This window comes from Amycolatopsis australiensis, from assembly GCF_900119165.1.
GTDB classification, from domain to species: domain Bacteria; phylum Actinomycetota; class Actinomycetes; order Mycobacteriales; family Pseudonocardiaceae; genus Amycolatopsis; species Amycolatopsis australiensis.
This window is the reverse complement of record NZ_FPJG01000006.1, coordinates 6,812,639-6,838,948: the sequence shown is the minus strand read 5'-3', so window position 1 is coordinate 6,838,948 and position 26,310 is coordinate 6,812,639. Positions and strand designations below refer to the sequence as shown.

The window sequence follows — 26,310 nt, the reverse complement described above, 5'->3', positions numbered from 1 at the left end:
AGGTGCTGACCGACGCGGAGCTGACGGTGCTGGGCCTGGTGGCCGAGCGGCCGAGGCACGGCTACGAACTCGACGAGGTGGTCGCCGAGCGCGGCATGCGCGACTGGACCGCGCTCGGTTTCAGCTCCATCTACTACGTCTTGGGCAAGCTGCGGGACCGCGGCCTGGTCGCCGAAGTGCCGGAGAAGCGCGCGCACGCCAAGGCGAAGAAGACGTTCACGGCCACCGAAGCGGGCCGGAAGGCGTGCGCGGCCGCGGCGGAGGCAGCGGTCGCCGAGCTGCGCCCGGTCCACCAGCCTGTCCTGGTCGGCCTGGCGAACTGCCCGCCGGAGCGGCTCCCCGCCGCGCTCGCCCGGCGAGCCGAAGCGGTCCGGGACCGGCTGGCCGAGGTCCGGCGCGCCGCCGCGGCCCAGGCCGGCGCGCCGCCGGTCGTCCGAGCGATCTTCGAGTACTCGATCGCCCAGCTCGAAGCCGAAGCCCAGTGGCTGGCCGGAAGGAAGATCTGATGCCGTACGACGTCAAGAAGGACCTGAAGCAGCTGTACGCGCCGAAGAACACCGACTGGGCCCTGGTGGACGTGCCCGAACAGCGGTTCCTCGCGATCGACGGCCGCGGCGACCCGAACACCGCGGTGAGCCACAGAAGCGCCGTCGAAGCGCTGTACGCCTTCGCGTACACGATCAAGATGGCGGCGAAGGGCCGGGGCGAGGACTTCGTCGTGGGCCCGCTGGAAGGCCTGTGGTGGGCCGAGGACTACGCCGCGTTCACCGTGCGCGCCAAGGACTCCTGGCAGTGGACCATGCTCATCTCGCTGCCCGGCTGGATCGGCGCGGACGCCGTGGAAGAAGCCCGGGAATCCGTGCGGCGCAAGAAGAAGATCGACGCGCCAGTCCGCTTCTTGACGCTCGGCGAAGGCCGCTGCGCGCAGGCACTCCACGTCGGCTCGTACGACGACGAAGGTCCGCTGCTGGCCCGCCTGCACGGCGAGTTCCTCGAGCACCACGGGCTCGAGCCCGCCGGGCTGCACCACGAGGTCTACCTCGGCGACCCGCGGCGAGTGGAGCCCGCGAAGCTGAGGACGGTGCTGCGGCAGCCGGTCGCCTGAGCGTCAGTATTCGGTGGTGACCGGCCAGGTGTCGTCGTGCAGCAGGCGCTTGAGGATCTTGCCCGTCGCGTTGCGCGGCAGGTCCGGGACGAAGTACACGTCCCGCGGCACCGCGAACCGCGCCAGCCGCTGGTGGATGTAGGCCCGGATGTCCTCCGCGTGCAGCGACGCACCACGCCGCGGGACGACGTACGCCGCCAGCCGCTGGCCCCACTCCGCGTCCGCCACGCCGACCACCGCCGCGTCGTGCACACCCGGCAGCGCGACCAGTGCTTCCTCCACCGGCCGCGGGAACACGTTCTCGCCGCCGGAGACGATCATCTCGTCGGCGCGGCCGGTGACGAACAGGCGGCCCGCCGCGTCGAGGTAGCCGACGTCGCCGGTGGCCATCAGGTCCGCCGCGCGCGCCGGGTCGGTGCCGTTCGTGTAGCCGTCGAACAGCATGTCGTTGGCGACGAAGATCTGGCCCTCACCGCCGGGCGGGACCGGCTTGCGGTCCTCGTCCAGGATCGCCACGCGCGTGCCGAGCGGGCAGCGGCCCGCCGTCGTCGGCGCCGCGCGCAGGTCGGCCGGGTCGGCGATGCTCGCCCAGGACACTTCGGTCGAGCCGTAGAAGTTGTAGAGGACGTCGCCGAAGGTGTCCATGAACTGCGTGACGAACGCGCCGGACATCGCCGAGCCGCTGCTGGCGACGATCCGCAGCGACGACAGGTCGTACCGCGAGCGGACGCGCTCGGGCAGGTCCATGATCCGCTGCAGCATGATCGGCACGGCGAACAGCGCGTCGCACTTCTGCTCGGCGATCGCCCGCAGCGTCTCCTCGGCGTCGAACTTGCGGATCAGCGCCAGTGACGCGCGCAGTGCCATGCCGATCTGCATGGCGGCGAGGCCCCAGCTGTGGAACAGCGGCGCGGCGACGAGGATCCGGTCGCCGGCGCGCAGCGGGATGCGGTCGAGGATCGCCGCGGCCGAGCCCAGCCCCTTCGGCGTGGGACGGCGCGCGCCCTTCGGCGTCCCGGTGGTGCCCGAGGTGAGCACCACCAGGCGGCCCGGCCGCTCGACCGGCTTGGGCGGATCGGCGGGCGCGGCGTGGATCAGCTCGTCGACGGTCGGGTAGCCGGCGTCGGCGTCCGGCCAGGTGCTGATCCGGGCGAAGTCGCCGGGGACGTTCGCGATCGTCTGCGCGAACTCGTCGTCGGCCAGCACGGCGGCGGGCTGGTGCTCGGCCAGCACGTCCCTGACCGAGGCCGCGGACAGGCCGGTGTTCAGCAGCACGACGTCGGCCCCGAGCTTGCTGGCGGCGACGAACGACTCGACCATCGCGGCGTGGTTGCGGCACATCAGCGCCATCCGGTCGCGCTCGCCGACGCCGAACTCGCTGAGCGCGTTGGCCAGCCGGTCGCTGCGCTCCTGGACCTGGCGGAACGTGCGGAGGTTGCGCTCGTCGTGCAGGGCGGGCTCGTCGGGCACCCGGGCGGCGGCGGCCTGGTAGCCGCCCGCGACGGTCGCGCCCCACTGGGCGAGGGAGTTGAGCTGGCGGGCGATCTTGTCCGGCCGTCCCGCGCTCAGCACGCCCGCGCGCAGCAGGATGCTCGTGGTGCGCAGCTTGGTGGCCTTGTTGCCGTCCCGGTCGGCGTCGGGGTCCGGCCGGCCGGCCAGGTGCAGGTCGAGGCGCCGGGCCAGGCCCCGGACGTCCTTCTTGATCGACGACACCAGATCGAGGTACGACGGCGGCAGCATCATCCGGACGAACAGCTCGGTCCGGCCGCCGGCCAGCGGTCTCAGCTCCAGGGAGACCCACGTGCCCTCGTCCGGGACGCCGCACCACACGACGTGCTCGCCCGGCCGGTACACGACGGCCTGGACCTGCGCCTCCAGCATCGGTCCCCGCTCGGGGACGATCCGGATCACGCCGCGGGGCCCGCGGCCGCGCGCGGCGGGCTCGTGGATCTCGCACCCGCTGATCTCCGGCACGAACCGCGAGTACCACTCCGGCGATCCGACGATCTGCCACACCACGTCCGGCGGGTGCCCGACCACGGCACTCGCCTCGACCACATCGTCACGCATCGTCTGCCCTCGTCGCAGGCTCTCGGGAGTCCAGGTGGCACCGAACGCACGTTCAGGTCACGGACGCGTCACATTAGCAGCAAACGGGTGATCACGGATACTCCGAACGGCCAGGTACCGGAGAGTAACGGACACTCGTAGTAGGTCCTCCCATGTCCACAGAGGAGTGATTAACGCCGTTCACCGAGCATAACGGGCGATCAGCTCGCCGCCGAGCCGCGCGAGCTCGGCCGTCACCGAGTCCGGCCGTTCGACCTCGACGAGCGCGCCCCACCCCGCCAGCTCCTGCGCGATCATGACCGGCGCGGCCGCCGCGACCCGCGCCCGGACCCGGTCGCCCGGCAGCTCCGCGACCAGCTCGCAGTGCCGCCCGAACCGGTCACGCAGCACCCCGAAGTACCGCCGGTCCAGCACGACGTCCGCGCTCAGGAGCGACCGGCGCCGCTCCATCTCTTCGACGACCTCCCGCCACACCGCCGCCAGTTCGAGGTCCGGCGGCCGGTCCGCGGCCTCTCCGGTCACGACGGCCCCGGCGATCCGGTCCACCCGGAACGTCCGCCGGCCCTGGTCGGTCCCGGCGACCAGGTACCAGACGTCGTCCTTGTCGGCCAGGCCCCACGGGTCCACCAGCCGCTCACGCCCGGTGTAGGTGAAGCGGACGCGACGGCGCGCGATGACCGCTTCCCGCAGCAGCTCGGCGACCGGCGGCCGCGGCTTCGGACGCTCGCCCCAGCCCGCCTGGTCGACGACCACCGCGTCCGCGGCCGCCTCGGCGTCCGCGCGGAACGTGCCCGGCAGCGCGCCCATCAGCTTCCGCAGCGCGGACTTGACCTCCGGGGAGGCGCCCGCGGCCGGACCCGCCAGGACGAAGAGGGCCCGCGCCTCGCGCGCCGTCAGCCCGGACAGGTCCGTCCGCGCGCCTCCGACCAGCTGCCAGCCGCCGCCGCGGCCGGGCTGCGGGTAGACGGGTACGCCGGCCGCCGAGAGCGCTTCGAGGTCGCGGCGGGCCGTCGCGACGGAGATCTCCAGCTCGGCCGCCAGTTCCGCGGCCGTGACGCGGCCACGCGCCTGCATGAGCAGGAGGGTGGCCACGAGACGGTCGGCGCGCATGGGACAAGCATGGCAGACAAAGTGCTCAGTCGATGAGCACTTTCGCTCCGCATGCTGGCGGCACACCGCTTGAGAAGGAGCAGACATGCTGCGAGGAATGGCCACCGTTTCCTACTTCGCCGACGACCACGCGGCCGCGCGGGCCTGGTACACCGAGTTCCTCGGCGTCGAGCCGTACTTCTGCCGGCCCGGGTACGCCGAGTTCCGGATCGGCGATTTCCAGCACGAACTCGGCCTGATCGACCGCCGGTACGTCGCGGCGAGCACGGGCGGGCCGGGCGGCGAGATCGTCTACTGGCACGTCGACGACCTCGGGGCGGCCGTCGCGCGCCTGCACGAGCTGGGCGCGCAGGAGCACGAGCCGATCACCGAGCGCGGGCCCGGGTTCGTGACGGCCTCGGTCGTCGACCCGTTCGGCAACGTGCTCGGCGTCATGACGAACGCGCACTATCTGTCCGTACTGGCTGGACGCTCATGATCCGGTAGGCCTCCTTGACGCACTTGTCGCACCGCTCGTGCCGGGCCGTCTTCCCGGCCGGGTCGGTGCCGTAGAACGGGAAACAGCCGGCGCCGCAGCTCGCGAAGTAGATCAGGCCCAGCCGGACCTCCCCGCGGCCGACGTAGTGAGCGAGCCGGCGGCGCGGATCGGGCCCGCACTCGGGGATCCAGCCGTGCGCAGGCAGCCGGGCGGCGGCGATTTCGTCGAGCACGCCGGCGCGGCTGATCAGGTCCGCGCCGAGGCAGGAAAGACGCTCCCCGAGGTCGCGCATCCCGTCTGCGCGCAGGGGCGGGCCGGTGAGCCAGGAGACGTCGCCGGGGAGCGTTTCGGCGAGGTCGCGCAGCCGGGTCAGGAGGGCGTGGTCCGGGTCCATGACGGGCAGCAAACCTGACACGGATTTGTGACACCAACGTCGGCACGGCCTGGCGTAGAGGACGTCGCACCGTTGGCGCACCAGGAAGATGACGGCGGCGTTGTGCTTCTTGCCCTCGTCTCTTCCTGGCGTAGTAGGTCCGGCTAAGACGGCGAGAAGAACGCGCGTTCGAGCTGGCGGCTGCCGGAGCGGGCGCGGTGTTCGCCGTTGATCGACGTGCCGGAGGTGCGGGTGGCTGGAGCGATGCCGGCGTAGGCGGCCAGCTGCCCGGAGCCGGCGAAGCCGACTCCCAGGGGGATGCGGGCTGCGGTCCCGGCGCCGATGCCGGGCATCGAGGTCAGGACCCGGCAAGCGGGTGCGCATCGAGTTTCCGCGTCAACCTGCTCGGCGGCCTGTTTGCGCTGCTGGAGAACGGTTTCAGGCTGCGGCCAGCCACGGCAGCATGGTGGTCGCGGCGGCGGCTGCCCGGGACGGTGACGGTCTGCTCGTCCAGCGCGGTCATGACCGCCTCGACCAGTCGCTCGCCCATGCGGGATTCGGGCGGCTTCGTCCAGGTCGTCGTCGAACCCGGCCAGTGACCGCCCGGATGTGGCCGTGCACCACAGTATCTTCCTCAGCTGTAGTTGCCGCGCACATGGCCCGCGACCCGGGTCACGCTTACCGTTCCCGTCCATGACCAGCGATCTGGACGGGCGCACCGCCCTCGTCACCGGCGGCGCCGGCGGTATCGGCCTGGCCTGCGTCCGGGCCCTCGCCGCGGCCGGGGCCAAGGTGCACGTCGTCGACATCGACGGAGCCGCCGCCGAAGCCGCCGCCGGGGCCGTCGGCGGGTGGGCGCACGCCGCCGACCTCACCGACGCCGCGGCGATCGACGGGCTGCCCGCCGAAGTCGACATCCTCGTCAACAACGCCGGGATCCAGCACGTCGCGCCCCTCGAGGACTTCCCGCCGGACGTCTTCAGCCGGATCCAGTCCCTGATGGTCACCGCGCCCTTCCTGCTCATCCGGCGCACGCTGCCGTCGATGTACGCCCGGGGCTGGGGCCGGATCGTCAACATGTCGAGCGTCCACGGGCTTCGCGCGTCGCCCTACAAAGCCGCCTACGTCGCCGCGAAGCACGGGCTCGAAGGGCTCTCCAAGGTCGCCGCCCTCGAAGGCGCCGAGCACGGCGTCACCAGCAACTGCGTCAACCCCGGGTACGTCCGCACCCCGCTCGTCGACGGCCAGATCGACGCGCAGGCCGCCGAGCACGGCATCCCGCGTGACGACGTCGTCGCCGAGGTCCTCCTCAAGCGCGCCGCGATCAAGGAGCTCATCGAACCGGACGACGTCGCCTCCCTGGTGGTGTGGCTGTGCGGCACGCACGCCGGCCACGTCACCGGGGCCTCCATCCCCCTCGACGGCGGCTGGACCGCCGCTTAGCCGCCAGCGCCAACCCCACAAGGAAGTGGAGCCCGCAGTGAGTCAACCGAACCGGTCGGCGATCGCCAAGATCGTCGGCGCGAGCCTGATCGGCACCACCATCGAGTGGTACGACTTCTTCCTCTACACCTCGGCCGCCGCCCTCGTCTTCAACAAGCTGTTCTTCCCGACGGCCAACCCGCTCACCGGCACGCTGCTGGCGTTCCTGACCTACGCCGTCGGGTTCCTGGCCCGCCCGGTCGGCGGCCTCGTGTTCGGCCACTTCGGCGACCGGCTCGGACGCAAGAAGCTGCTGGTCGTCAGCCTGGTGCTGATGGGCGGCTCGACCGCGCTGATGGGCGTCCTGCCGACGTACGCGTCGGCGGGCGTCGCGGCTCCGCTGCTGCTGACGCTCCTTCGCCTCGTCCAGGGCTTCGCGCTCGGCGGCGAATGGGGTGGCGCGGTCCTGATCGTCTCCGAGCACGGCGACGACCGCCGCCGCGGATTCTGGGCGAGCTGGCCGCAGTGCGGCGCGCCGGGCGGTAACCTGCTGGCCACCGCCGTGCTGGCGATCCTGTCCGCGACGCAGTCGGACGCGACGTTCATGTCCTGGGGCTGGCGGGTCCCGTTCCTGCTTTCGGCCGTGCTGCTGCTGATCGGGCTGTGGATCCGGCTGGCCGTCTCCGAGTCGCCGGTGTTCCTCGCCGCCCAGAAGCAGGCCGAGCGCCGCGGCGAGAAGCACGTGCCGGTCGTCGACGTCTTCCGCCACAGCTGGCGTCAGGTGCTCGTCACGATCGGCGCCCGGATGGCCGAAAACGTCTCGTACTACGTCCTGACCGCGTTCATCCTCGTGTACGTCACGACCGGGCTGCACCTGCCCAAGGGCGTCGGCCTCGGCGCGGTGCTGATCGGCTCGGCCGTGCACTTCGCGACGATCCCGCTGTGGGGCGCGCTGTCCGACCGCGTCGGCCGCCGTCCGGTGTACCTGACCGGCGCGATCGGCATGGCCGTGTGGAGCTTCGCGTTCTTCGCGCTGCTGGACACGAAGTCGTCGGCGGTGATCGTGCTGGCGACGACCGTCGGGCTGCTGCTGCACGGCGCGATGTACGGCCCGCAGGCCGCCTTCTTCGCCGAGCAGTTCCCGACCCGGGTGCGCTACACGGGCCTGTCCGTCGGCGGCCAGCTGTCCTCGATCGCCGCCGGGGCCGTCGCGCCGCTGGTCGCCGTGGCGCTGTTCTCCGCGTGGGGCAGCACCGTGCCGGTGTCGCTGTACGTCGCCGCGATGTGCGTGCTGACGGTGATCGCGCTGCTCGCGGCGCGCGAGACGCGCGGCGAGTCGCTGCACGACGACGACGTCGAAGCGGAGACGGTGGTCGTTTCGCCCTAGCATGACGGCCGTGACCGCACCGACGGACGCGCTGCGCCGGCTGCTCGACCTGCTCGCCTCCGGGGCGAGCAGCGAGCAGCTGGCGCACGTCGTCGTGGCCGCCCGGGCCGAGGGCGCGCTCGACGCGGCCGACCTCGCCGCACTGGCCAGCGCGGGTGAGCTGGCCCTGCGGATCCGCGAGACCCTCGAAGAGCACCGGCGGCGCGAAGCCCAGCTCGGGGCGCTGTTCGACACCGCGAGCGAGCTCGCCGCACTGTCCGATCCGGACACCGTGCTGCGCTCGATCGTCCGGCGGGCGCGGGCCCTGCTCAACGTCGACGTGTCGTACCTGTCGCTCAACGACGAGGCCGAGGGCAAGACCTACATCCGGGTCAGCGACGGCTCGGTGTCGGCCGAGTTCCAGCAGATCGTGCTCGGCATGGGGGAGGGCCTCGGCGGGCTGGTCGCGCAGACCGCGCGGCCGTACGCGACGTCGGACTACTTCACCGACGAGCGGTTCAAGCACACCCGGCACATCGACTCGGGCGTCGAGGACGAGGGCCTGACCGCGATCCTCGGCGTCCCGCTGGCCATCGGCCCGAAGGTGCTGGGCGTGCTCTTCGCGTCCGACCGGGCCACACGGGAGTTCTCGCCGGACGAGGTCGCGCTGCTGTCCTCGCTCGCCGACCACGCGGCGATCGCGCTGGACAGCGCGAACCTGCTCGACCAGACGCGGCGGGCCGTCGCCGAGCTGAACGAGGCGAACGCGACGATCCGCGCGCACAACGAGGCGATGGAACGCGCCCAGGACGCGCACGACCGGCTGACCGACCTCGTGCTGCGCGGCGGCGACCTGCCGGACGTGGCGGCCGCGGTCGCCGGGGTGCTGCACGGCGACCTCACGGTCTACGACGCCGACGGCACGCTGCTGGCGAGCTCCGCGGCGCCGGCCGCGCTGGACCCGGACGCGCTCGCCGCGGCCCGCGCCGCCGGGCGTGCGGTGTCCACGAAGGACTCGTGGGTGTGCGCCGTGCAGGCCGGTCCCGAGCTGCTGGGCAGCCTGGTGCTGGCCGGCCGCGACGGGCTGGCCGACCCGGACCGGCGGCTGTTCGAACGCGCCGGCGTCGTGACGGCGCTGCTGCTGATGCTGCGGCGGTCGGTGGTGCGGGCCGAGGACGAGGTCCGCGGCGAGCTGCTGACCGACCTGCTCACCGCGCCGGACCGCAATCCCCGCGCCCTGCTGGCGCGCGGACGCCGGCTGGGCATCGACCTCTCGGCACCGCACGCGGTGCTGGTCGCGCACGCCGACGGCGGCTCGCGGCGGCGGCTGGCGAGCGCGGCCGCCCGGCACGCGACGCTGGTCGGGGTGCACGCGGAGGAGGTCGTGCTGCTGGGCACGGGCGACCCGGACGAGCTGGCCCGCCGGGTGGCGGCCGACCTCGGCGCGGCGACCGGCCGTCCGGTGACGGTGGGGGCCGCGGGCCCGGCGGGCGGGCCGTCGGCGATCGCCGCGGCACACGGCGAAGCGGCGCGCTGCGTCCGGGCGCTGCTGGCGCTGGGCCGGACCGGCGAAGGCGCGGCGATGGCGGGGCTCGGGTTCCTCGGCCAGCTGCTGGGCGAGCACGCGGACCTGGAGGGGTTCGTCCGCCGGACGCTCGGGCCGGTCCTGGACTACGACGCGCGCCGGGGCACGGAACTGGTGGCGACGCTGCGGGCGTACTTCGCGAGCGGGTCCCAGCTGGCGCGGACGAAGGACGTGCTGCACGTCCACGTGAACACGGTGGTGCAGCGGCTGGAGCGGGTGGCGTCGCTGCTCGGGGAGGACTGGCAGGCACCGGACCGCGCGCTGGAAATCCAGCTGGCGCTGCGGGTGCACCGCCTAGGCCGGTGAGCCGAACGCCCGGGAGCGGCGCACGACGAGCGCCGAGGTGAGGCCGCCCGCCACCGCGATGGCCACCGCCGCCGGGAGCAGGTCGTGGTCCAGCCCGAGGCCGCCGAGCGCGGCGCCCAGCGCGATGCCGATCTGGAACGCCACGATGTAGACCGCCGACGCGAGGTCCGGGCGGCCCTTCGCCACGCGCAGGACGGCCCCCTGCAGCACCACGCCGATCCCGGCCGCCGGGGCGGCCCACGCGACGATCGCCGACCCCGCGGCCACCGGGCCCGGGACGACCAGGAGCACCAGCAGGCACGCGGCCACGCCGGCCGTCGTGACCAGCGCCGTCGCCCGCGGGTGCCGGTCGATGTGGCGGCCGATCAGGACCAGGCCGGCCAGGCCCGCCGCGCCGTGGGCGAACAGCAGCGCCGAGGTCGCCGGGCCGGTCACCCGCACGTAGTGCGCGATCAGCGCCGTGATGTAGGTGAACGCCGCGAAGTGCCCGGTGACCACCAGCAGCGTCGCCAGGTGCACCGGCGCCAGCGCCCGGTCGGCGACGATCCGGGGCCCGCCGGACGGCCCTTCCGCGGGCATCGGGCCGACCGTGAGGCGGATGACCAGCGCCGTGACGGCCGCGACGCCCGCCACGGCCAGCACCGCCGTCCGCCAGCCGAGGGTCGCGCCGAGCCAGGAGCTCACCGAAAGCCCGAAGAGGAAGGCCACGGAGTTCCCGGCGAACACCACCGCCGTCGCGCGGCCGCCCCGGCCGGGCCCCAGCAGCCGGGCGGCCATCGACGCGACGACCGACCAGAACACGCCGTGACCCGCGGCCGCCACGAGCCGCGCGACGACCGCGACCCAGTAGGCCGGCGCGAGCGCGAGCACCACGTTCGACGCCACGACCATGCCGAGGGTCACCAGCGCGGTCGTCCGGCGGTCCCAGCGGGACGTCCAGGCGACCAGCGGGATCACCGACACCGCGACGACCAGCGCGTACCCGGTCATCAGCAGCCCGATCGCGGAGTCGCCGGCCCCGAGCCCGGCGGCGAGCTGCGGCAGCAGGGCGACGGGCAGGTTTTCCGACGTCACGGACACGAAGCACGCCGCGCTGAGTGCTCCCAGCGCGACTCGGGTGCGGGCTTCGACAGGCATTGTTTAACGATACACAGCTAAGGTGGGGTCATGTCCAGACCCACGATGGCCGAGGTCGCGCGCCGCAGCGGGGTCTCGGTGATGACGGTGTCGTACTGCTACAACCAGCCGGACCGGGTCGCGCCCGAGACGCTGCGCCGGGTCCGCGAAGTGGCCGCCGAGCTGGGCTACCGCGGGCCGGACCCGACCGCGCGGTCGCTGCGCCGCCGCCACGTCGGCGCGATCGGCGTCGTGCTCGGCGAGCACCTCGCCTACGCCTTCGAGGATCCGCAGGCCCGGCGGTTCCTGGCCGGTGTCGCGGAGGTCTGCCGCGAGCGGGGGAGCGGGCTGAACCTCATCCCCACGACCGGGACGGCGGACGACGCCGAGCGCGTGCGGTCGGCGTCGGTCGACGGCTACATCGTCTGGACGACCGTCGACGCCGACCCGGTGCTCGACGTCGTGACCGGGCTCGGCAAGCCGGTGGCGATCCACGGCGGCCCGGCCGTCGACGGCGCGCGCGTCGTCGGCATCGACAACCGCGCGTCGGCCCGCGAGCTGGCCGCGCGCACGTTCGCCGGGGCACGACGGCCCGCGGTGCTCAGCTTCCCGTTCGACCGTGACCGCCGGCCGCGCCTGGAAACCGGGCCACCACCCGAAAGTGTCGCGTTCCCGGTGACGCGCGAGCGGCTGCTCGGCCTCTACGACCAGCTCGGGGACGCCGGCGGAGTGCCGGTGGCCGTCGTGGCGCGCAACGACCGCGAGGAAGCGGCCGAGCTGGCCGACGCGCTGCTCGACACCGGACCCGACGCCGTGGTCGCGATGAGCGACCAGCTCGCCTTCGCGGTCCTCGACGCCGCTCGCCGCCGCGGGCTCCGGGTCCCGCAGGACCTCGCCGTCGCCGGGTGGGACGGCGGCCCGGACGCCGCGGCGGCGGGCCTGACGACCATCACGCAGTCGCTGTTCGCCCAGGGCCGCGACTGCGCGCTGATCGCGCTCGGCGAGCGGGGGCCGGGCGGTGCGGCCGAGTGGACCGCGACCGTCCGGACGACCACCCGCTGACCGCCACGGCGTTCCCGGGCCGTCGCCCTAGCACTGCCCGTCGGCGAGCACCCAGTAACCCGGTGACGTCTCGCGCAGTGCGTGCGTGGTGAACGTGTTCCACAGGCCCATGGCCTGGTTGGAGCCGTTCGCGTACGTCTGGCCGCCGCTCTGGTGCGCGCGGCCCGCCTGGGTGTGGGCGTAGTTGCTCGCGTTGACGCACGTGCCCGGCGGCTGGGTCGTCGTGGCCGTGGTCGTGGCCGTCGTCGGCGGTGGCGTGGCCGTCGTCGTGGTCCCGGTTCCCTTGTCCAGCCCGAAGAACACACCCGTGTAGTAGCTGGAGCAGATGCCGGCGAGGAAGTAGGCGCCGGTGCTGCCGCACTGCGTCGCGCCGGTGCCCGGGTCGACCGCCGTGCCGTGGCCCATCCCGGCGATCGAATACAGCTGTACCTTGTCGGCGTAGGTCGTCAACGTCGTGCCGCCGGGCAGCGACTGCGTGCTCGACGGCGTCTGGGAGACGCCGTGCACGGCCGTCCACTGGTCGCGCAGCTCGGTGCCGTTGACGGGGTAGACCGTGTAGTCGCCGGTGCCCTGCCAGATCGCGACGCGCGGCCAGGGTCCGCTGTAGCCCGGGTACTGCGCCTTGACCTTCGACGCCCACTGCGCCGGGGTCAGGTGCTGGTCGTTCTGCTGGCAGTTCGTCGCTTCGGTGACGCTCGTGGCGCACTGCGCGGGCAGCCCGGCCATGATGCCGCCGCCTGCGAAGACATCCGGGTACGCCGCGAGCAGGTCCGCGGTCATGCCGCCGCCCGCCGACAAACCCGTGACGAACACGCGCGAGCGGTCCGAGCCGTGGTCGGCGACCGCCTTGTCCACCATGGACTTGACGGAGGCCGCCTCGCCGTTGCCGCGCGTGTCGTCGGCGGTGGAGAACCAGTTGAAGCACTTCAGCGAGTTGTTCGACGTCGACTGCTGGGGGAAGACGACCTCGAACCGCCACCGGTCGGCCAGCTCGGGCCAGCCCGAGTGGGCGTAGTAGTCGGCGGCGCTCTGCGTGCAGCCGTGCAGGGCGACGACCACCGGACGGCCGGTCTCGAGCCCGGCCGGCGTGTAGGTGTACATCGCCAGGGCGCCCGGGTTGGCCCCGAAGTCGGCGACTTGGACCAGCGACGACGGCGGGGGATCGGCGGCAGCCACCCCGACGGTGGTGAGCACGGCGGCGGTGATCGCGGCGAGTCCGGCGAAGGCGAGTTTGCGCATGGTCAGTTCCTTCTCGTCGTTGAGAGGGTCCCCAGCGACGCTAAGTCCGTCACCCTGGTCCGGACCATGTGGCCGCCCACCACATCGCCGCGGCGATTCATGGTGGCTGGCGGGGTGGCTCTCCCCGCCGGCACACGCTTGGGTTCTGTCTCATCCGAGACCGGAGGTGAACCGTGCGCAGATGGCTGGTTGTGGTTCTGGCGGGGGCGCTCGCGACGGGCTTGCCCGCGCCGGCGTCGGCGGCGGCCGGGAGCTGCCGGGTCGAGGTCCCCGGCGCCGAGAAGTCCGTGTCCGTCTGCCTGGCCGATCTGACGACGACCGGCACGCGCGCGACCGGGCACACCGTCGAGGCCGACTGGGCCGGGCTGACGTCGGCGGGCCTGCCCGTGCCCGGCGCCGTCCCCGGCGTCCAGGTCGACGGGTACTTCCCGGACACGTCGACGGCGAACACGAACAACGGCTGGAACCACGACGCGCAGTTCGTCCTGCGGCTGCCCGCGCGGTGGAACGGCGGGCTCGTCGTCTCCGGCTCCCCGGGCGTGCGGCGGCAGTACGCGAACGACCGCGCGATCGGCGACCAGGTACTGGCCGAGGGCTACGCGTTCGCCGCGACCGACAAGGGCAACACCGGCGCGGCCTTCTTCGACGACGGCGTCCGGCCGGGTGACGCGCTGGCGGAGTGGAACACGCGCGTCACGCAGCTGACCGTGGCCGCGCGCGCCGCGGCGACCCGGCACTACGGCCGCCCGGTCACGCGGACCCTGGCGGCGGGGCTGTCCAACGGCGGGTACCTCGTGCGGTGGCAGCTGGAGAACCGGCCCGGGCTCTACGACGGCGGCGTCGACTGGGAAGGCACGCTGTGGCGCGCCGACGGGCCGAACCTGCTGACGTTCCTGCCACCGGCGTTGCGGGCGTACCCGGCCTACGCGGCCGGCTCCCCGGCGGCCCACCAGTCCATTTTGGACGCCGGGTTCGCGCCGGGTTCGGAGTTCCTGTGGGACTACCACTACCGCGTCTACTGGGACCTGACCCAGCGGATCTACCGCGAAGAGCTGGACCCGTCGTTCGACGGCCCGCTCGCGGCCGGTGTCCCGTTCTGCGCTTCGGGAACGCCGTCGTGCGACGCGGACTACGCGTACAGCTCGCGGCCGCCGTCGGTCGCCCGCGCGGTGGAGCGGATCTCGCTGACCGGCCGGATCGGCAAGCCGCTGCTGACGCTGCACGGCACCCTGGACACGCTGCTGCCGATCACCCGCGACTCCGACGTGTACGACCGGATGATCGCCGCGGCCGGCCGCGGCGACCTGCACCGGTACTACCGCGTCGAGGGCGGCAACCACGTCGACGGCCTGGCCGACGCGTACCCGGACCGGCTGCGCCCGCTGGGCCCGTGCTTCCGCACGGCGTTCGACGCGCTGGCGGGCTGGCTGCGCGGAGTGCGTCCGCCGGCCTCGGCGACGATCCCGCGTCCCGCGGACGCCACCCCGGCCGACCTGGCCCGCACCTGTTCCCTGGGCTGAGCCCGACGGCCGTGGATGCCCATCACAGACCTGGTGTCGTGGCCGTTGCCGCCCCGCCGGCTCGTCGTCTGTGCGGTGAAATGCGCATTCGGCGAGTTGGCCGGGGGCGGGTACACGGGACGCAGGAAAAGAAACTGAACCGGACGGCGCCGGCGGCCGTACTACAGGGTGAGGGGCCCGTTCCGGCTACCCTGAAACCGCTACTGACCTGCTGTTTCACCACCGGGACGGGGCACCCCGATCGGCCGCTTGCGGGAGTGTGCCCCGTCGTTCATGATGGGCGTCCGGGGTCCGCGAAACATTCGTTCACGTCGAATATCCAGGTGTCGGCCCATGGTCGGAGAAACCGCAAGTCCGGAAGTGAACGCCATGCTGCTACCCGCCACCGGGGCCTCCTGATGGCCGCGGACCTGCCCGGTTTCGCCATCGTCGCCGGCCTGCTGCTCCCGGCGCTCGCCGCCGCGGCCTGGGCGCTCGCGCTCGAATGCCGGGCGCCCCGGGCGACGGCCGACCCCGGTCCCGAGCCGGACTGGACGGTGGCCGGCATCCAGGCGCGGCTGCGTTTCGAGCAGGCCGCGCGGCGGCTGGCCGAAGCCGGCACGATCGCGCTGCCGACCCTGCCGATCCCGCGGCAGACCGGCCCGGACTCCTCACCGGACCGGCTGCCGTGGCGGGTCCCGCGCACGATCCCGCCGCCGCGCCCGGTGCCGGCGTCCCGCTTCGCGTTCGCGCCCCCGGACACCGACCTGATGCGCCGCATCCTCGACGGACTGCGCGAACTCGACTAGCCCGGGCCGCCGATCCGGCAGAATGCCGTCATGATCGAAGTCATCCGCACCGAGGACGCGCCGTTCGTGCGCTTCCCCGACGGCACCGAGCCGCCGCTGAGCCAGGCCATCCGGGTCGGCGACCTGGTCTTCACCTCCGGGCAGGGACCGCTGGACCCGGTGACCCACGAGATCCCGGACGACTTCGCCGCGCAGGTACGGCAGGTGCTGGCCAACCTCGTCGCCGTCTTCGCCGCGGCCGGCAGCGGCAAGGACCGGATCGTCAAGTGCACGTGCTACCTCGCCGACCGCGGCGACTTCACGACGTTCAACCGCGTCTACCGCGAGTTCTTCGCGGACTGCCCGCAGCTGCCGGCGCGGACCACGGTCGTCACGCAGCTCGTGCGCGAAGGGGTCCGCGTCGAGATCGACGGCGTCGCCGCGGCCGGATCCTGAGGGCCTGTCGATCCGGGCCCCGGCCGTTCGTATAGGCGGTGACCACCCACCCGGACGGAAGGATTCCCGATGCGTTCCCTCAGCGTCACCATGAGCGTCACCCTCGACGGCGTCGTGCAAGGACTGGGCCGGGCCGACGAGGACACCCGCGGCGGCTTCCGCCACGGCGGCTGGGGCACCCGGTTCCAGGACGACGTCATGGCCGAGGAGATGGCCAAGGGCATGAGCCGGCGCGGCGAGATGCTCTTCGGACGGCGGACCTGGGAAGACTTCATCACCGCCTGGGCCCGGCGCGAAGACGGCAACCCGTTCACCACCCATATGAACGCGGTCACGAAGTACGTCGCCTCGACGACCCTCGAAGACGCCGATGCCTGGCCGAACTCGGTGCTGCTGCCCGGCGACGCCGAGAAGACGGTCGCCGAGCTGAAGTCGCGGCCCGGTCCCGACCTGTCCGTCATCGGCAGCGCCTCGCTCGTGCACACCCTGCACGCCGCGGGCCTGGTCGACCACTACACGCTGCTGATCTTCCCGCTGACCCTCGGCTCCGGCCGTCGCCTGTTCGAGGGGCCGGCGCCGCTGACCGAGTTCACGCTCACCAGCTGCGTCACGACCACGAAGGGCGTGCTCATCGCCCGGTACGACCGTCGCTGAGGGCCGCCGGGGACTCCGCGTCCGGGATCAGCAGCCGGGGCGTGCCCGAGCCGTCGGCCGGGACCGACCAGACGTCCGCATGCCCCGGCCCGCGCGGTACGCCGTAGCCGATCGTGCGGTCGTCGAGCCACGCGGGCTGGTCGTCGACGCTGCGGGTTTCGGCCAGCGGCGTGACTGCCGACGTCGACAGGTCCACGACGGACAGCCGCCACCCGCGTGCCGGGTCACCGTCCACAGCGGACTTGTAGGCCACGCGCGTCCCGTCGGGCGACAGCGAGGGGCACTCGACGTTCTCCCGCAGCGTCCGGATCGTGTGCGCGGCGAAGTCGCCCGCGACCAGGTACCGGTGGCCCGCAGTCGACATCGTCGCGTAGAAGTGGCGGTCGTCGCGGGTGAACGTGACGCCCCAGAAGTTGAGGTCGGCCGCCTGGTACGGCTTCCCGTCGAGCGTCACGGCGTAGTCCTCCAGGGTTCCGGCCAGGTCGCCGGTCGCCGTGTCGAGGATGCCGGCGCGGGTGGAGAACCGGCCGCCGTTGTAGGAGTCGCCGGTGACGAACACCGTCCACGCGACCATCCGCCCGCTCGCCGACACGCGCGCGCGGTTCGGCAGGCCGACCAGCGGGATCTCCCGGCGGACGGCGAGGCCCGCGTCGAGCACCGCCAGCTGGTACGTGGTCAGGTCGCCGTCGGGGCGCAGGCAGAGCCCGGTGCCGCCGGCGGCGTACACGCGCGAACACGACAGCGGCGACACCGTCCGCGGGCCGCCCGGGTCGGCGACGGACACGGTGGCGACGTGCCCGCGGTCGGCGTCGGCGGTGCTGCGGAAGAGCAGCCGCGGACCGGGGGAGAGGCTCACCGCGCCGGTCGCGGCGACGTCGCGGCCGCGCGCGCCGGCGAACCCGACGTACGCGACCGCCGCCCCGGCCAGCACGAGCACGCCCGCGATCGCGATCAGGATCCGCGTCCTCATGCCGTCCGCCGGGGCGAGAGCACCACGAACGTCACGGCGACGGCGACCACGGCCCCGCCCGCGGCGATGCCGATCGCGCGGTCCGCGCCCCAGAACTGCCAGGCCAGTCCGAAGAGGACGGACGAGGCGAAGTAGGCGAGCGCCTGTGCCGTCTGCACCAGCGAGATTCCCGTGGTGCGCAACGACTCCGGCAGCAGCGGACCGGCCAGTGCCATCAGGACGCCGTCGGTGGCCGCGTAGAACGCGCCGTACAACGCCAGCGCCGCCGCGAACAGCGGCCAGCCGGACACCGGGCCGGCCAGCAGCAGGTAGACCAGCGCCAGCGCGCCGTAGCCGCCGAGCACCACCGGCAGCCGCCCGACCCGGTCGGCCAGCGCGCCCAGCGGCGCGGCGAGCAGCAGGTAGCTGAGGTTGGTGCCGACCGCGAGCAGCGGGAACCAGCCGGTCGCGACGTCTTCCTTGTGCTGCAGGAGCAGGTAGACGAACCCGTCGCCGACCGTGGCCAGCCCGAGCACGCACGCGGCGACCAGCAGCCGCCGCACACCGCTCCCGCGCAGCAGCGCCGCCGCCGCGCGGGGCGAGACCGGGTTCGCGGTGGCCTTCGGCGTCCGGCGGTCGCGCACGAACAGGACCAGCAGCAGCACGCCGATCGCGGCGACGCAGAAGCTGACGACGAAGACGGCGTCGAACGCCTCGGGGTTCGCGGCGCCGACGGCGGCCAGCACGGCGAGCGCGACCAGCGGTCCGGCGAAGGCGCCGGCGCTGTCCATCGCGCGGTGCACGCCGAACGCGCGTCCGAGCAGCGGTTCCGGCACCGACAGCGTGATGAGCGCGTCGCGCGGCGCCGTCCGCAGGCCCTTGCCGGTGCGGTCCAGGGTGATGACGGCGCCGATCGCGGCCGCCGACGCGCCGGCGGCGAGCAGGCCGAGCTTGGCGACCGCCGACAGCGCGTAGCCCGCGCCGGCCACGACCTTGCGCCGCCGCACCCGGTCGGCGACGTACCCGCCGGCGATCCGCAGCAGCGCGGTGGCGCCGGTGTAGAGCCCGTCGAACACGCCGTACGCGGCGGGGCTCAGGTGCAGCCCCAGCACGAGGTAGACCGGCAGGATCGCGGTGACCATCTCAGAGGAGACGTCGGTGACCAGGCTGACGGCGCCGAGCGCGAAGACGTTCGCGCCGACCGCCGAGAGCTTGCCGTTCGCGGCGTGCTCCCGGCGGCCGATGGTGGACAGGTACACGCGGTTACTGCCAGACGTCGAGGATCGGCGACTTGCTCGCGGCGTTGCCGATGCCGGGCAGGCCGTAGGACGCCTCGATCGTGCGCAGGACGGTGTAGTGGTTGATGGATTCGCCGTAGCTGCCGACCTTGACGTGCGCGCCGGTGAACGTCGTGAAGATCTGGTTGACCGATGTGCCGCTGTCCTCGTCGAAGGTGACGATCAGCAGGCTGTTGTGCGTCTTCGCCCACTGGGCGTAGGCGTCGAGGTGGTTCTTGAGCCAGGTGTCGCCGGTGCCGATGGAGCAGTCGTGCATGTCGTTGCACATGTCCGGAGTGACGAAGGCGACGGTCGGCAGCCGGGTGAAGTCGGACGGGAAGCTCGAGTACCGGAGGTTGCTCGCGGCGGGGACGTTCGAGAAGTCGACCCAGCTGTTGTGCTTGCGCCGGTAGGTGCCGCTGGAGCAGCCGGTGTAGCCGTCCGACGGCATGGCCTCGGAGTAGCCGGTGAAGGTCTTGCCCGCGTCGATCAGCTGACGGCCGAGGTTGGCCTTGCTGCCGAGGTCGGCGGGGCAGGTGTCGTCCACGACACCCTGCGTCGCGCCGGAGAAGAGGGCGACGTAGTTGGGCTGGCTCGGGTGGGTGATCGCGAAGGAGCTGGTGAACTTCGCGCTCTGCGAGGCCAGGGTGTTGAAGTAGGGGGCGCTGGAACTGCCGTCGATCGAGGAGTACTTCTTGTTCTCGAACATCACCAGGACGATGTGGTCGAACGCCGGCACGGCCGACGCGGCGGGCCGGACGCCGCCGGGCTCGTCCGTTCCGGTGACGACGGCGGCGGTGACGACACCGGCTGTGACCATGGCGGCGGCGAAGGCGGCGAAGATCCGCTTGCGGATCATGGGTCCTCCAACGGTGGCGGGTGAGGGCGCCTCATGGTGCCGACCCCCGCGAACCGTCCGGTGCCGAGCCGGGGACCGGCGCGTGAACATCAGGAAACCTCCGGCGGACAACCGAAAGAGTGGGTCAAGGATTTTCCGGTGTCAACCTACGGAGGTAGGTGTCCATTGTGGCCGGTGCGGTTCTTGATCGGTCACGTCCGGTTCGTACCCCGAACGCGGCGCGCGAGCCTCGGCCGGACGAGAGCGTCGATGAGCGGGAGCTCAGGCTCGGGCTCGGCTTCGGAGTTCCGGCAGCCGCCGACAGCGCCCGGCCAATGCAGCGACTGGCAGGCGTCGAGCCGGGAGCTTTGCGACACAGCAGCTCGGCCGCGACGAGCTGCGCGTTTCCGGTCGACTCCGGGGCCGCGTCGACGACCAGGCTCAGAGGCCGACCAGGATGGCGAACGCCAACTCTGCGTTGCCGAGCTTGGTGAGGGCGAGCAGGCCGGATGCGCTCGCGGCTGGATGGCCCGCTTCGTCCCTGGCCGAAAACAGTTCGCCTGCGCATGGCCGTGTCCTGCCTCGACCGGGCCTCCTCGTCGAGGTGCTCCTCAGCCGGCCGGCGAGAGCCGAGCCAAGGCTCACATCACCGCGCCGTGGCGGGTACAGATCCGGTCGTCCGGCCGGTCGCCGTCGCTAACCTGCCGCCTGTGAACCTCACCGACCGGCTCCGCGGCGCGCGGCTCGTCGCCGCGCTGACCGGGGCCGGGATCTCCACCGCTTCCGGCGTTCCCGACTACCGCGGGCCCGATGGCGTCTGGACCCGCGATCCCGGGGCCATGACCGCCTTCACCGTCGAGAACTTCATGGCCGACGCCGCCGTGCGGCGGAAGTTCTGGCGGGGCTGGCTCGGGCATGCCGTGTGGCAGGCCCAGCCGAACGCGGCGCACCGCGCCCTGGCGGACCTGGACCGGCAGGGCGCCGCCGTCCGCGTGCTCACGCAGAACGTCGACGGCCTGCACCAGCGGGCCGGGCTCGCCGCGCGCAAGGTCCTCGAACTGCACGGCACCCTGCGCACCACGCGGTGCGCCGGCTGCCCCGCGCGGTTCCCGACCTCCGAAGTCCTCGCCCGGGTCGAGCGTGGCGACGACGACCCCGCCTGCCCCGCCTGCGCCGGGATCCTCCAGCCCGACATCGTCCTTTTCGGACAGTTGCTGGACGGCGACGTCCTCGGCCGGGCGCGGCGGGTGGCGGCGGCGAGCGAGGTCTTCCTGGCCGTCGGCAGCTCGCTGCAGGTCGAGCCGGCCGCGTCGCTGTGCGCGGTGGCCGCGCGGGCCGGGGCGACGCTCGTGGTCGTCAACCGCGACCCGACGCCCTACGACGCGATCGCCGCGTTCGTGCTGCGCGACGACATCGAAACCGTCGTCCCCGAACTCTGCGCCGCCGTGACCGGGACCCGCCTCAGGCCGACGTGAGCGGGACCGTCTCCAGCAGGTGGCGGGCGGCGACGCTCGTGCCGTCCCCGCGCACCCGGCCCGCGAACTCCCGCGCCGCCGCGTGGGACCGCAGGGCGGTGTCCAGGGCTTCCGTCAGCGCCGCGACCGTCGGCACGCCCGGCTCGGTGGCCGCGCCCAGCCCCAACGCGGTGACGCGGCCGGCGAAGTAGTGCTGGTCGTACATCTGCGGCACGACCACCTGGGGCGCGCCCGCGCGGGCCGCCGTCGTCGTCGTGCCCGCGCCGCCGTGGTGGACGACCGCCGCCACCCGCCGGAACAGCGCCTGCTGGTTGACCTCGCCGATGCCGAGGCAGCCGGGCGCGTCCACCACGGCGAGGCCGGCCCACCCGCGGGCGACGACGGCCCGGCGGCCGTGCGCCCGCGCCGCCTCGAGCGCGATTCCGGCGACTTCGGCCGGCGCGTGCATGCTGCCGAACCCGAAGTACACCGGCGGCTCGCCCGCGTCGAGGAACTCCCGCAGCTCGTCCGGCAGCGGCCGCTCGTCCGGCCAGATCCACGCGCCCGTCTGGACGACCCGGGGGTCGCCCGGCCACGGCGCCAGCGCCGCATCGGCGGCGAGCCACGGCCGGTCGGTGAAGACGTGGCCCGGCAGGTCGTCGACGGGCTCCTGGCCGGCCGCCGCCCGGAACGCGTCGACCCGCCCGCCGAACATCGTGTTCCAGCGCTGCGCGTCTTCGCGCCAGAGGGCCAAGTTGTCCGTCTCGCCGGGCGACCGCCACGGCATCGGCGGCGGCGCGTGCCGCTCCGACGGCAACGTGATCGGGCAGAAAGCGGCGTAGACGTAGGCGGCGCCCATCCGTTCGGCGATCGAGCGGGCGGCGAACTGCAGGGCCCCGGCGGCGACCAGGACGTCACAGCCCTCGGCGGCCACCGTGATCGTCTCGAACTGGGTGGCGACGGTGTCCCCGGCGGACTTGCGGACCTGTTCGAGCGTGGTCCGGCGCAGCGCGGGCCCGATGGGCACGACGTCGAACCCGAGGCCCTCGAGCCGGTCCCGGAAGTCCGGCGGCACGCACAGGCGGACGTCCTGCCCCAGCGCCCGCAGCTCCGAAGCCAGCGCCAGGACCGGCTGGACCTCACCCCGCGAACCGATCGTGGACAGCAGCACACGCATGACGGAATCCCCTCGACGGAAAAAGACGAGCCCGGATTGTGGACCCGCGCCGGGGGCTTGCCGCAAGCCCTGGGGACGGCTGTATGTTGAAGTGGGGATTACGGCGTCAGCGCCGTTTCGCCGGTTCGGCTGCCGGTCGGTTTCGCTTCGAGTCCGTATTCGGCGAAACGATTCCGGGCTGGTCCGGAGCGGTTTTCCGCAGCGGGGCCGATCGGGCCGCCGGAGGTCCCGCGTCTCACGAGTCGTGGCCTTTGCCTTTGCCCTTGCCCGGCGGCGGGGTTTTCGGCGGCTTGCCGGGCTTCGAAGCCGGCGGCGCCTGCGTTCTGCTGGTGACGGCGGCCGGTTCGAGAGAGGCGGACTCGGTCGAGCCAGGAGCCGGCGTGCCGGACTCGGCGAGCGGCGCGGACGAGGCCGGCGAGGACGTCGGCACGGGCGAGTTCGCCACCGGCGGCTGAGCGGGAGTGGTGCCGGGTTCCTGCGCGGAGAGCAGCATCGCGGAGACGGCGACCACGGCGGCAGCGGTCAATCCGGCGGCCGTCGTGAACCGGCGCCGGTGCGCCGGATCGCTCGCGGGTGACAGGCCGAGGACGCCGAGAATTCGATGGGGTTCGCGGGTGTCGCCGGCGGTCCGGTCGAAGCCGCGGCCTGTGGTGCCGGAGCCGGGGTGGTCGCCGGTCCGGCGGCGGCCGGCGGCCGCGCCGATGCGGCCGGGCTCTCCGGAGGCGCGTGCGCCGATGCCGATGGCGCCTAGGTCGCTCGCGGTGGTGCCGGGGCGGTCGTGGTGGCCGGGTTGGGCGGTGCCGGTCCAGCTGGAGTCGCTCTCGGTGGCCCAGAGCCGTTGGTGGTGGCCCGGCTGGCCGGTGCCGATCTCGCCGAGGTCGCTCGCCGTGGTGCCAGGCCGGTCGTGGTGGCCGGGATTGGCGGCGGTGCCGGTCCAGCCGGCGTCGCGCACCGCGCCCAGCAAGTCGTGCTCGCCCGAGGCTGTCGCGCTGGTCCACCGGGGCGTACTCGGTGCCGGTGCGTGCAGCAGCTGCCGCACCTCCGTCGCCGTCGGGCGGGCCGACGGCTCCCGTTGCGTCATCCGGTGCAGCGTGTACGCCAGCGATGGCGGCAGCCCCTCCGGGATCCGGGGTGGCCTCGTCAGCCGCGCCATCGCCGCCTCGACCATCGTGCCCAGGTATTCGCGCCGGCCCGTCACGCACTCCAGCAGGATCAGTCCCAGCGCGTAGACGTCCGCCGGTGGGCCCGCCGGCTCGCCGCCCACCTGCTCCGGGGCCAGGTACGCCGCCGTGCCCGGGACCACGCCCGTGCCCGTGATGTGCGTCGTGTCCAGTGCGTGCGCGATGCCGAAGTCGCCGATCAGCGGGCCGTCCGCGGACAGGAACACGTTGGCCGGCTTGAGGTCGCGGTGCACCACGCGCAGCGCGTGCACGTGCGCCAGCGCTTCGGCCAGCCCGTCGGCCAGCGTGATCACCTCGGCCGCCGGCATCGGGCCGCCGAGCAGCCGCTCCGCCAGGTTCTCGCCCTCGACCAGCTGCATCACCAGGTACGTGCGGCCGTGCTCGGTGCCGCTGTCGAGCAGCGCCACCACACCCGGATGGGCGATGCTGCCCTGGATGGTCATCTCGCGCAGCCGCCGCCGCTGGTCGAGCGCCACCGCGTCCCGGTCGTAGATCTTCACCGCGACCTCGCGCGCGAGCCGCAGGTCGTAGGCCCGGTACACGCGGGCCGTGCCGCCGCTGCCGATCAGCCTGCCGACCTCGTACCTCCCGGCCAGCAGGCCGGGCGGCCGCTCGTCGGGCAGCGAACGCGGTGGCACGGAGAACTCGCCGAGAGCGAAACGAGCGCAGGTGCGGTCGTCCGCGTCGCTCATCGGCGCGTTCCCCGTTCTGCCGGCGTCGTCGGCCACGGCCGCAATGTACCCGGGCGCCGGCGGCGGCAAACGTCAGATGATCACGCGAACGCGGCCACCCCGGTGAGCTCCGCCGAGAGCGTCCAGAGCCGCCGCGCCTCGTCGCGGTCCACGGCGTACCGGCGGACGCCCGAAGCGGCGAGACCTCCGGCGTCCTCGGGGGACAGCTCGGCGACGTCGCAGTCCTCCAGGTACAGCCCGCCCAGTCCGTCCAGCTGCGGTGACGTCGCCGCCCACACGGTCGTCGCGGCGCCCTGCTCCGGCGTCTTGAACCGCATCAGGACGTTGCCCGCTTCGTCGATCCAGCCGCGCTCGATCATCTCCTCCCGCGGCAGGTGCCGCTGCAGCGGCGTCATGATGCCGCCCGGGTGCAGCGCGAACGCGTGGACGCCGCGCGCGGCGCCGAGCTCGTCGAGCCGGACGGCGAACAGGACGTTGGCCGTCTTGGCCTGCCCGTAGGCCGCCCACTTGTCGTAGCCGCGGGTGAACTGGACGTCGTCCCAGCGGATCGGCGAGTAGTGGTGGCCGCGAGAAGACAGCGAGACGACCCGCGCGCCGTCGGCGACCGCCGGCCAGAGGCGGTTGACCAGCGCGAAGTGGCCGAGGTGGTTGGTGGCGAACTGGGCCTCCCAGCCCGGTCCGACGCGGGTCTCCGGGCACGCCATGACGCCCGCGTTGGCGATGAGGAGGTCGATCCGGCGTCCGGTGGCCAGGAACCGCTCCGCGAACGCGCGGACGCTGTCGAGGTCGCCCAGGTCCAGCTCGCCGACCTCGACGCCGCCGATGCCGTCCAGTGCTTCCTCGGCGGCCTGGCGGCGGCGGGCCGGGACGACGACGTGGGCACCGGCGCCGGTCAGCGCGCGGGTGGTTTCCAGGCCGATCCCGGAGTACCCGCCGGTGACGAGGGCGAGCTTGCCGGTCAGGTCGATGCCTGCGACGGCTTCGGCGGCCGTGGTGGTGGCGCCGAAGCCCGAGCCGATCTTGTGCTGTGCGGTGGTCATGCCCCGACGCTACGAACTGGAGTGCGCTCCAGCGCAAATCGCGGACGAGGCCGAAAGAGGGGACAATCGACCACGAGAGGCGCAGCCGACCTAGGAAGGCTCTGATGTCCGACTACTACGGGAACCAGCCCCAGGACGTCCGCCCGGGGATCGACGCGCGCCGGCTGTGGGCGGGCGGCGTGGCGACGGCGGTGGTCGCGGCCCTGCTCGCGGTGGTCGGGCTGCTGATCGCGCGCGGGATCTTCGAGGTCGAAGTGCTGGCCCCAAAAGGCGAGGGCGTGTGGGGGAACGCGAGCACCACGACGTACGCCCTGGTCGCCGCCGCGGTGGCCCTGCTCGCCACTGGGCTGATGCACCTGCTCAGCGTCGCCACGCCGGCGCCGGCCCAGTTCTTCGGCTGGATCATGGTGCTGGTGACGCTGATCGCGGTGGTGCTGCCGCTGACGCTCACGGTCGCGCCGAGCGCCAAGATCGCGACGGCCGTGATCAACCTCGTCATCGGGCTCGTCATCGCCGCGGTCGTGAACAGCATGGCGGCCAGCGCGCGGACGCTGCACCGGCGCCGCAGCCAGCAGAAGGCCGCACCGCCGCCGACCCGGCAGTGGACGCAGCAGGAGCCCCCGCCGACCCGGTACTACGACAGCTGACCATGGACGTCCGGGAGACGAACCGCCGCGTGATCGAGCAGTTCCGGGCGGGCGGCGAGGTCGACGGGATGCACCGGGACCGGCTGGTGCTGCTGACCACGACGGGACGGCGGTCGGGCGAGCCGAGAACGGTGCCGATGATGTTCCACCGCGACGGCGACCGGCTGCTGGTGGTGGCGTCGAACATCGGCGCGCCGCGGCACCCGGACTGGTACCTGAACCTGGTGGACGACCCGCGGGTGACGGTGGAGCTGGACGGCCGCGAGTTCGCGGCCGAGGCCCTGCCCCTGCTGGGCGCGGACTACGTGCGGACCTGGACGGAGCTGGAGAAGCACTACCCGTTCCTGGCCGACCACGCGGCGAAGGCCCGGCAGGCCAAGCGGGTCATCCCGATCGTCGAACTGTCCGAAGAGGACTGAAGGCGTC

General features: G+C 73.2%; 25 protein-coding genes and 1 pseudogene. 14 read left to right on the top strand and 12 right to left on the bottom strand.

Annotation, left to right across the window (positions count from 1 at the left end; genetic code table 11):
- Positions 1 to 2: 2 nt before the first annotated feature.
- On the top strand, positions 3 to 506 hold the full coding sequence (locus BT341_RS33310; protein WP_072482319.1) for a helix-turn-helix transcriptional regulator: 504 nt from the start codon (positions 3 to 5) through the stop codon (positions 504 to 506).
- Positions 506 to 1,105, top strand: coding sequence for a GyrI-like domain-containing protein (locus BT341_RS33305; protein WP_072480024.1), 600 nt, complete (start codon positions 506 to 508; stop codon positions 1,103 to 1,105). Before BT341_RS33310 ends, BT341_RS33305 begins: the two co-directional genes overlap by 1 nt.
- Positions 1,106 to 1,108: 3 nt before the next feature.
- On the opposite strand, the gene BT341_RS33300 is transcribed toward BT341_RS33305, so the two are convergent.
- Positions 1,109 to 3,175: an AMP-binding protein gene (locus BT341_RS33300; RefSeq protein WP_072480023.1), complete on the bottom strand. Its 2,067-nt coding sequence runs from the start codon at positions 3,173 to 3,175 to the stop codon at positions 1,109 to 1,111.
- A gap of 180 nt (positions 3,176 to 3,355) precedes the next feature.
- A complete protein-coding gene (locus tag BT341_RS33295) occupies positions 3,356 to 4,285 on the bottom strand; it encodes a helix-turn-helix transcriptional regulator (protein WP_072480022.1) in 930 nt (309 codons plus the stop codon).
- Between the two features lie 85 nt (positions 4,286 to 4,370).
- Here BT341_RS33295 and BT341_RS33290 point away from each other — a divergent pair, with 85 nt between their 5' ends.
- Positions 4,371 to 4,763, top strand: a complete 393-nt coding sequence (locus tag BT341_RS33290) for a VOC family protein (protein WP_072480021.1) — start codon at positions 4,371 to 4,373, stop codon at positions 4,761 to 4,763.
- Here BT341_RS33290 and BT341_RS33285 read toward each other — a convergent pair.
- Together BT341_RS33285 and BT341_RS43795 are read right to left on the bottom strand one after the other, a co-directional pair.
- A complete protein-coding gene (locus BT341_RS33285) occupies positions 4,717 to 5,157 on the bottom strand; it encodes a hypothetical protein (RefSeq protein WP_072480020.1) in 441 nt (146 codons plus the stop codon). The genes BT341_RS33290 and BT341_RS33285 overlap by 47 nt on opposite strands.
- Positions 5,158 to 5,208: 51 nt before the next feature.
- Positions 5,209 to 5,689 (bottom strand): annotated as a pseudogene (locus BT341_RS43795) (transposase); the annotation flags it as partial.
- Positions 5,690 to 5,829: 140 nt separating this feature from the next.
- Here BT341_RS43795 and BT341_RS33270 point away from each other — a divergent pair.
- From BT341_RS33270 to BT341_RS33260, 3 genes are read left to right on the top strand one after another with little or no spacing between them, the layout of a single operon-like run.
- Positions 5,830 to 6,579: a 3-hydroxybutyrate dehydrogenase gene (locus BT341_RS33270; protein ID WP_072480017.1), complete on the top strand. Its 750-nt coding sequence runs from the start codon at positions 5,830 to 5,832 to the stop codon at positions 6,577 to 6,579.
- A 37-nt stretch (positions 6,580 to 6,616) separates the two neighbouring features.
- Positions 6,617 to 7,945 carry an MFS transporter gene (locus BT341_RS33265; RefSeq protein ID WP_072480016.1) on the top strand — a complete coding sequence of 443 codons (1,329 nt, stop codon included), beginning with the start codon at positions 6,617 to 6,619 and terminating at the stop codon, positions 7,943 to 7,945.
- A 1-nt stretch (position 7,946) separates the two neighbouring features.
- Positions 7,947 to 9,815 carry a helix-turn-helix domain-containing protein gene (locus BT341_RS33260; RefSeq protein WP_072480015.1) on the top strand — a complete coding sequence of 623 codons (1,869 nt, stop codon included), beginning with the start codon at positions 7,947 to 7,949 and terminating at the stop codon, positions 9,813 to 9,815.
- Here the strand turns inward: BT341_RS33260 and BT341_RS33255 are convergent.
- A complete protein-coding gene (locus tag BT341_RS33255) occupies positions 9,804 to 10,952 on the bottom strand; it encodes an MFS transporter (protein ID WP_072480014.1) in 1,149 nt (382 codons plus the stop codon). The genes BT341_RS33260 and BT341_RS33255 overlap by 12 nt on opposite strands.
- 30 nt (positions 10,953 to 10,982) lie before the next feature.
- On the opposite strand from BT341_RS33255, the gene BT341_RS33250 reads away from it, so the two are divergent.
- The gene (locus BT341_RS33250) at positions 10,983 to 11,993 is read left to right on the top strand and encodes a LacI family DNA-binding transcriptional regulator (RefSeq protein WP_072480013.1); all 1,011 of its coding nucleotides are present in this window, start codon (positions 10,983 to 10,985) and stop codon (positions 11,991 to 11,993) included.
- Positions 11,994 to 12,020: 27 nt separating this feature from the next.
- On the opposite strand, the gene BT341_RS33245 is transcribed toward BT341_RS33250, so the two are convergent.
- Complete coding sequence (locus tag BT341_RS33245) at positions 12,021 to 13,232, bottom strand: extracellular catalytic domain type 1 short-chain-length polyhydroxyalkanoate depolymerase (RefSeq protein WP_072480012.1); 1,212 nt, start codon at positions 13,230 to 13,232, stop codon at positions 12,021 to 12,023.
- A 191-nt stretch (positions 13,233 to 13,423) separates the two neighbouring features.
- On the opposite strand from BT341_RS33245, the gene BT341_RS33240 reads away from it, so the two are divergent.
- The 4 genes from BT341_RS33240 to BT341_RS33225 all read left to right on the top strand — a co-directional run bounded on the left by BT341_RS33240 (position 13,424) and on the right by BT341_RS33225 (position 16,629).
- Positions 13,424 to 14,752, top strand: a complete 1,329-nt coding sequence (locus tag BT341_RS33240) for a 3-hydroxybutyrate oligomer hydrolase family protein (RefSeq protein ID WP_072480011.1) — start codon at positions 13,424 to 13,426, stop codon at positions 14,750 to 14,752.
- A gap of 398 nt (positions 14,753 to 15,150) precedes the next feature.
- A complete protein-coding gene (locus tag BT341_RS33235) occupies positions 15,151 to 15,540 on the top strand; it encodes a hypothetical protein (RefSeq protein WP_072480010.1) in 390 nt (129 codons plus the stop codon).
- Between the two features lie 30 nt (positions 15,541 to 15,570).
- Complete coding sequence (locus BT341_RS33230) at positions 15,571 to 15,975, top strand: RidA family protein (RefSeq protein ID WP_084743085.1); 405 nt, start codon at positions 15,571 to 15,573, stop codon at positions 15,973 to 15,975.
- A gap of 69 nt (positions 15,976 to 16,044) precedes the next feature.
- On the top strand, positions 16,045 to 16,629 hold the full coding sequence (locus tag BT341_RS33225) for a dihydrofolate reductase family protein (RefSeq protein WP_072480009.1): 585 nt from the start codon (positions 16,045 to 16,047) through the stop codon (positions 16,627 to 16,629).
- Here the strand turns inward: BT341_RS33225 and BT341_RS33220 are convergent.
- The 3 genes from BT341_RS33220 to BT341_RS33210 are packed head-to-tail and all read right to left on the bottom strand — an operon-like array spanning position 16,604 to position 19,714.
- Positions 16,604 to 17,599: a TolB-like translocation protein gene (locus BT341_RS33220; RefSeq protein ID WP_072480008.1), complete on the bottom strand. Its 996-nt coding sequence runs from the start codon at positions 17,597 to 17,599 to the stop codon at positions 16,604 to 16,606. The two genes, BT341_RS33225 and BT341_RS33220, sit on opposite strands and share 26 nt — an antisense overlap.
- Positions 17,596 to 18,837: an MFS transporter gene (locus BT341_RS33215; protein WP_072480007.1), complete on the bottom strand. Its 1,242-nt coding sequence runs from the start codon at positions 18,835 to 18,837 to the stop codon at positions 17,596 to 17,598. The genes BT341_RS33220 and BT341_RS33215 overlap by 4 nt, the downstream gene beginning before the upstream one ends.
- A gap of 4 nt (positions 18,838 to 18,841) precedes the next feature.
- Positions 18,842 to 19,714 carry an alkaline phosphatase family protein gene (locus tag BT341_RS33210; protein WP_072480006.1) on the bottom strand — a complete coding sequence of 291 codons (873 nt, stop codon included), beginning with the start codon at positions 19,712 to 19,714 and terminating at the stop codon, positions 18,842 to 18,844.
- A gap of 689 nt (positions 19,715 to 20,403) precedes the next feature.
- Between BT341_RS33210 and BT341_RS33205 the strand changes: the two genes are divergently transcribed.
- The gene (locus BT341_RS33205) at positions 20,404 to 21,168 is read left to right on the top strand and encodes an SIR2 family NAD-dependent protein deacylase (protein ID WP_072480005.1); all 765 of its coding nucleotides are present in this window, start codon (positions 20,404 to 20,406) and stop codon (positions 21,166 to 21,168) included.
- Here the strand turns inward: BT341_RS33205 and BT341_RS33200 are convergent.
- The 3 genes from BT341_RS33200 to BT341_RS33190 form a co-directional block, all read right to left on the bottom strand.
- A complete protein-coding gene (locus tag BT341_RS33200; RefSeq protein ID WP_072480004.1) occupies positions 21,155 to 22,324 on the bottom strand; it encodes a glycosyltransferase in 1,170 nt (389 codons plus the stop codon). The genes BT341_RS33205 and BT341_RS33200 overlap by 14 nt on opposite strands.
- Positions 22,325 to 22,559: 235 nt before the next feature.
- Positions 22,560 to 24,233: a serine/threonine-protein kinase gene (locus BT341_RS33195; RefSeq protein ID WP_245805201.1), complete on the bottom strand. Its 1,674-nt coding sequence runs from the start codon at positions 24,231 to 24,233 to the stop codon at positions 22,560 to 22,562.
- A gap of 44 nt (positions 24,234 to 24,277) precedes the next feature.
- The gene (locus BT341_RS33190; protein WP_072480003.1) at positions 24,278 to 25,237 is read right to left on the bottom strand and encodes an SDR family NAD(P)-dependent oxidoreductase; all 960 of its coding nucleotides are present in this window, start codon (positions 25,235 to 25,237) and stop codon (positions 24,278 to 24,280) included.
- A 104-nt stretch (positions 25,238 to 25,341) separates the two neighbouring features.
- Here BT341_RS33190 and BT341_RS33185 point away from each other — a divergent pair, with 104 nt between their 5' ends.
- Together BT341_RS33185 and BT341_RS33180 are read left to right on the top strand one after the other, a co-directional pair.
- On the top strand, positions 25,342 to 25,884 hold the full coding sequence (locus BT341_RS33185) for a DUF6069 family protein (protein ID WP_072480002.1): 543 nt from the start codon (positions 25,342 to 25,344) through the stop codon (positions 25,882 to 25,884).
- Positions 25,885 to 25,886: 2 nt separating this feature from the next.
- Entirely contained in the window at positions 25,887 to 26,303 is a 417-nt protein-coding gene (locus BT341_RS33180; RefSeq protein WP_072480001.1) for a nitroreductase/quinone reductase family protein, read from the top strand.
- Positions 26,304 to 26,310: the final 7 nt, after the last annotated feature.